Raw genomic sequence first — 5,202 nt, 5'->3', positions numbered from 1 at the left:
GCCGCCGGGCCGTCGTGACCCTCCCGGGAGGGTCACGACGGACGGACATCCGCCGTCAGAGCCGCGCCCACAGCGCGGGCACGTTCGGCGGCTCCCAGCCCGGGTAGGCGGTGTGGCCCTGGATGCACCGGTACCGGACCCCCTGGTAGGTCACGATGTCGCCCGCGGCGTAGGTGCCGCCGAGCTTCCAGGTGGTCTCCCCGCCGCCCCCGCCGGTCACGGTGAGGGTGTAGGTGGTGGTGTGCGTGACCGCGCCCGTACCGGTCACCGTCAGGGTGTACGTCCCCCCTGCGGTGCTTGCGGCCACCTGCACGGTGGCCGTGGCGGACTGGCCCGAGGTCACCGAGGAGGGGCTGAAGGAGACGGTCACCCCGGACGGGGCGCCGGAGGCCGACAGTTGCACGGTCTGGGCGGAACCGCTCGTGGTGGCCGTGTTCACGGTCACGGTGGCGGAGCCGCCCGGGTCCACCGTCCCGGCGGTCGGGTTCGCGCTGATCGAGAAGTCGTCCACCGGGGCGGGGGCGTCACCCACCGAGGTCTTCCAGATCGTGTACGCGATGCCGTCCGCGCTGCGGTTGAGGGCGGTGGCGTTGATGTTGCTCGTGGTGTCGCAGGAGGAGTGGTAGCAGGGGTCGTAGGCGCGACCCGCGGTACCGCCCCACTTGGCCGCCTCCGAGGCGGACTTCACGGCCGAGGCACCGGTGGCGTAGCCCGAGGTGGGGATCCCGATCTGCTGGAAGGAGTAGTCGTCCGAACGTCCCTGGCCCTCGACGTTCTCCTGCGGGGCCAGGCCCAGGGAGTCCCAGTACGCCTTCATCGGCGCCGAGGCGGCGGAGTTGAGGTTGTTGATGAAGTAGCCCGCGTTGGTCGAGGCCACCATGTCGAAGTTGTAGTACGCCTTCACCTTGGTGCGTTCGGCGGCCGGCAGGGTCCGGGCGTAGAAGGCGGAGCCGTTCAGGCCCTGCTCCTCGTCCGTCCACCAGGCGAACCGGACCCGGTCGTCCATGGTCGGGTCGTTCTGGGCCAGGACCAGGGCCGCTTCCAGGAGCGAGGCGGAGCCGGAGCCGTTGTCGTTGATGCCGGGACCGGCGGAGACCCCGTCCAGGTGTGCGCCGAACATGTACACGCTGTTGGCGTTGCCCTTGGGCCATTCGGCGATCAGGTTGTTGCCCGCGCCCGCGGTGCAGCCGGAGGTGCAGGTCTGCTCGGTGACGGTGTAGCCCGCCGCCTGCAGCTTGCCCTTCACGTACGCCAGCGAGGCCCGGTACCCGGCGGTGGTCGAGCGGCGGTTGCCGCCGTTCTGGGAGGCGATGGTGTTCAACTGCGTCAGGTGGGCCTGCACGTTGGCCACGTTGACGTCCGGGGGAGTGGCGGGCCCGGTGCCCCCGCCGACCCGCAGGGAGTACTGCGCGGTGTGGCTATTGGTGCCCGCGGTCCCGGTGACGGTGATCGGGTAGGTGCCGGAGGCCGCTCCCGACGAGGCCGAGACCGTCATCGTGGCGTTGGTGCCGGAGGTCACGGTGGAGGGGCTGAAGGAGACGCTCACCCCGGCCGGAGCGCCCGAGGCGGTGAGCGAGACCTGCTGGGCGCCGCCGCTCACGGTGGTGGTGTTGACGGCGGCCGTCACCGAGGCGCCCGGGTCCACGCTGCCCGAGGCGGGGCTCAGGGCGAGCGAGAAGTCGGTCTGCTGGCCCGTGCAGGTGGGGTCGGCGGGCTGCGCGGTCACGCTGATCGCGTCCCAGGCGGCCTTCGTGGTGTTGAACAGCCCGCAGCTCGCGTCGAGGTTCTTCGCCACGGTCAGGGTGGCCGTCCGGTAGCGCTTGTACGTCATGCCGCTGGTCTTGAGCAGCATGGCGCCGTAGAACACCTTGCCCGCGGTCTGGATGCCGACGCCGGTGATCGTGGAGCCGTTGCAGGTGGAGCTGGAGGGCTTGCCGCCACCGGGGTTGGAGCCCTCGGCGAGCAGGTAGAACCAGTGGTTCATCGGGCCCGCCGCCTTGTGCTCCTCCGTGCTCGGGATCGAGGCGGAGTAGCAGGCGGGGTCGCCGAGCGCCCCGGGGTTGTACATGTTGCGGATCGGGCCGCGGCCCTGGAGGTTGACCATCTCGCCGACGGTGTAGTCCGGCACGTCGTACGGGGCCGGCTGGTTGCTGTAGGCCTCGGTCAGGGCGCCCATGATGTCGCCGGTGGCCTCGCCCAGCCCGCTCTCGTGGTCGGCGCCGCCCGGGGTGTTGGAGTCCAGGCCGTGCCCGAACTCGTGCCCGATCACGTCCATCCCCGCGATCCACTCGTTGGCGCTGTTGTAGCCGATGGTGATCGTGGAGCCGTCCCAGTAGGCGTTCATCTGGTTCAGGCCCACGCGCACCGGCCAGCTTCCGCCGTTGCCGTTGTGCCCGTTGCGCCCGAGCCAGTTCTTGAGCATGTCCCATTCCTTCTGCGCCGCGAACATCGCGTCGACGCAGCCGGTCTCACGGCTCTTGGGATCGCCCGTGCCCCAGGTGTCGGTGGCCTTCGTGAACACCCCGCCGCTGTAGTCCGAACACTGGAGGCCGGGCCGGGTGGTGTCCCGCATCACGTACGAGCTGCCGGACCGGGAGGTGTCGATGGTGAGCGGGGAGGGGCCGTTCCACTTGCTCTGGCCGGTGCCCGCGTGCACCTCGTCGTAACTGTCCAAGACCTTGCCGGTGCGGGCGTCCACGAACACGTGCAGGCGGCTCGGCTTGCCGGTCGCCGTGTGCCCGGTGACCACGGTCTCCCAGGCGAGGGCGGCCCGCTCGTTGCGGACCCGCACCACCAGGCGCCCCGCTTCGGACTTCTCGGGCTTGGCCAGCCGCGCCCGCCCGGTGGCCACGGCGGTGGCCGCGCCGATCCGGGCCCGTGTGGACAGCGAGATCTTCGTCCCGGTCGCGGAGTGCACCGAACGGACCCGGCCCTCGCCGTCGGCGAGCACCACGGCGTCGCCGCCCACCACGGGCAGACCCTTGTAGGTCCGCTCGTAGGCGACGGAGTACAGACCCTTCACCCAGGGGGTGACCATGCTCCGGTCGTACTGCTCGTCCGGGCCCTTGGCGAGGGCGTCCAGCCCGCTGCGGGCGGCCAGATCGGCGGCGGCGACCGCCTTCGCGACGGGCGCGGGCTCCGGCCGTGGCGAGGGGGCCGCGGCGGGGGCCGCGGCGAGGGCGGCCGGTGCGGCCATCCCCCCGAGGGCCACGGCCAGGGAGACCCCGGCCACCACCATCTTTCTCAACATCCTGGCTCCTTGTGAGAGGTCGTGAGGCGCGACCCGGCATGGCGGATGTGGGCATGACAAGCCCCCTGGTGGGTGCACGGAGTGCGGCGGTGTCTCCGCCGGTCCGCGCCAGGAGGTCGGTCGTACCGCCGGGCTGGCGGAACCCTCACACCGCCCCGGGCCCGGAGCAATGCCTTCCGCCCCCTCGTCCGGCCCTGTCAAAATCTGGCAAGCGGCGACAACCCCCGACGGACCCCCGGCCTCCGCCCGATCGCCCCCGGCCTCCGTTCGGCGCACCCTGCCTCAGCGGGCGGTCTCCGCCAGCCGTTCCCGGTAGCGCGCCACCTCCGGGACCTCCGCCCAGGCCGAGAACAACCGCCCGTGCAGCCCCCGCAGTTCCGATCCCACCATCGGCTCCGCCGAGCCCACCGCCTCGGCGAGCACGGGCTCCGCGAGGGCCACCGCCGCCCCCGGATCGCCGGCGCAGGCCCAGCCGTCGGCCAGCCGGAGCGTGAGCAGCAGCCGGGTGCCGTGCATGGCTGGGGGGAGCTGCGCCCGGGCCTGGGCGGTGGCGTCGATGGCCCGGTGCGCCGTGCCCCGGTCCCCGGTGGCCGCCGCCAGGTCCCGCAGGGCCCCGCCGACCGCCGACTCCAGGCGCATCCGTCCCTCCGTGCCGCCCAGCCAGGGCGCCTCCAGCAGGTCGCCGGGGCCGAGCCGCGCGAACCCGCGCCGGGCCAGGGCGAGATGGCGGCGGCAGGCGGACGGGTCACGGGCGAGCGCGTGTCCGCGCGCCTGGTACAGGTGGGACAGGGCGCCGATCCATCGGCGCCGTGGGTCCACGGCGCCGATGGCCTCGGCGTAGCCGATGGCGGAGGCCGCGTCCTCGTCGAGGCGGACCAGGGTGCACATGTCGCTCAGCAGGGTGGCCCGCGCCGAGGGGTCGTGGACCGCCTCCGCCCAGCCCAGGCCGTGCCCGAACCAGGCCATCCCGATGCTGCTCTGCCCCAGCCGCATCCGCAGCAGCCCCGCGACCTGGGCGTACTGGGCGGCGATGCGTAACTGCCCGTACGGCAGCCGTCCGGTGGAGTTGACGGCCCCGGCCCACCGGACCACGGCCCGCAGCAGCCGCTCCACGGCGGCGGCCCCGCCCCCCGTGGCCCGGTGCCAGGAACCGCGGATCAGGCAGGCGAGGGCGGCGGTCAGCGCGTGCAGCAGTTCCGTCTCCCCGCCCGGCGGCAGGGCCAGGCGGGGGAGGGGCGCGGTCAGCCCGTCCAGGAGGAGTCCGGTCTCCACCCGGCCGGGCGCGGTACAGCCCGCCGCTCCGTGCAGAGGACACGTCAGCCCCTCGGCGGGCAGCGACTCCGGCCACGGCACCGGGTCCAGGACCTCCCGGCCACCGCCGGCCGTCGTGCCGCCCGGCAGCGCGGCGAACAGCCTCGGATCCGCCGGCGCGTGCTGCGGACCGTACGCGCCCTCGCGCGGGGCGGCCACGATCCCCGCGAGCTCCCCGCCGGTCTCCAGCATGGAGTCCAACCGTCGCGCCAGCCCGGCCGGAGGCTCCCGCAGCCCCGCCTCCAGCCTGCTGATGAGGCTGTGGTGGTAGCCCACCCGCAGTCCGAGCTGCTGCTGGGTCAGTCCGGCCTGCCGGCGCCAGGAGCGCAGATGGCGCCCGAACTGCTCCCAGCTCTCGTCGGCCTCGGTCGAATGGACGCTCATGTGCCCTCCCGGCGGAGGCCGTCGCCTCCCGCAACGCGGCACCGGGCTCCCGGACCGCACCCCTACCGCCAGCAGAGAGGAGCAGCCGGGACCGCGTCAATCGCCTTGGCCGAATCAGATCGAAATTGGTCTGAACCAAGTAGTCGGCACGGCGTCGTGCCCCTCAGATGTCGAGGAAGCGGACGTCCTTGGCGTTGCGCTGGATGAAGGAGCGTCGGGCCTCGACGTCCTCACCCATCAGCACCGAGAACAGGTCG

General features: G+C 73.1%; 2 protein-coding genes. Both read right to left on the bottom strand.

Annotated elements, in window-relative coordinates; genetic code table 11:
• Window positions 1-55: 55 nt before the first annotated feature.
• On the bottom strand, window positions 56-3,250 hold the full coding sequence (locus tag ABTZ17_RS36205; RefSeq protein ID WP_352200073.1) for a M28 family peptidase: 3,195 nt from the start codon (window positions 3,248-3,250) through the stop codon (window positions 56-58).
• A gap of 282 nt (window positions 3,251-3,532) precedes the next feature.
• On the bottom strand, window positions 3,533-4,945 hold the full coding sequence (locus ABTZ17_RS36200; RefSeq protein ID WP_352200072.1) for an NsdA family TPR-like regulatory protein: 1,413 nt from the start codon (window positions 4,943-4,945) through the stop codon (window positions 3,533-3,535).
• Window positions 4,946-5,202 lie beyond the last annotated feature (257 nt).

The organism is Streptomyces sp. NPDC097619 (assembly GCF_040302735.1).
GTDB lineage: Bacteria > Actinomycetota > Actinomycetes > Streptomycetales > Streptomycetaceae > Streptomyces.
This window is presented reverse-complemented; position numbering and strand designations above follow the sequence as displayed.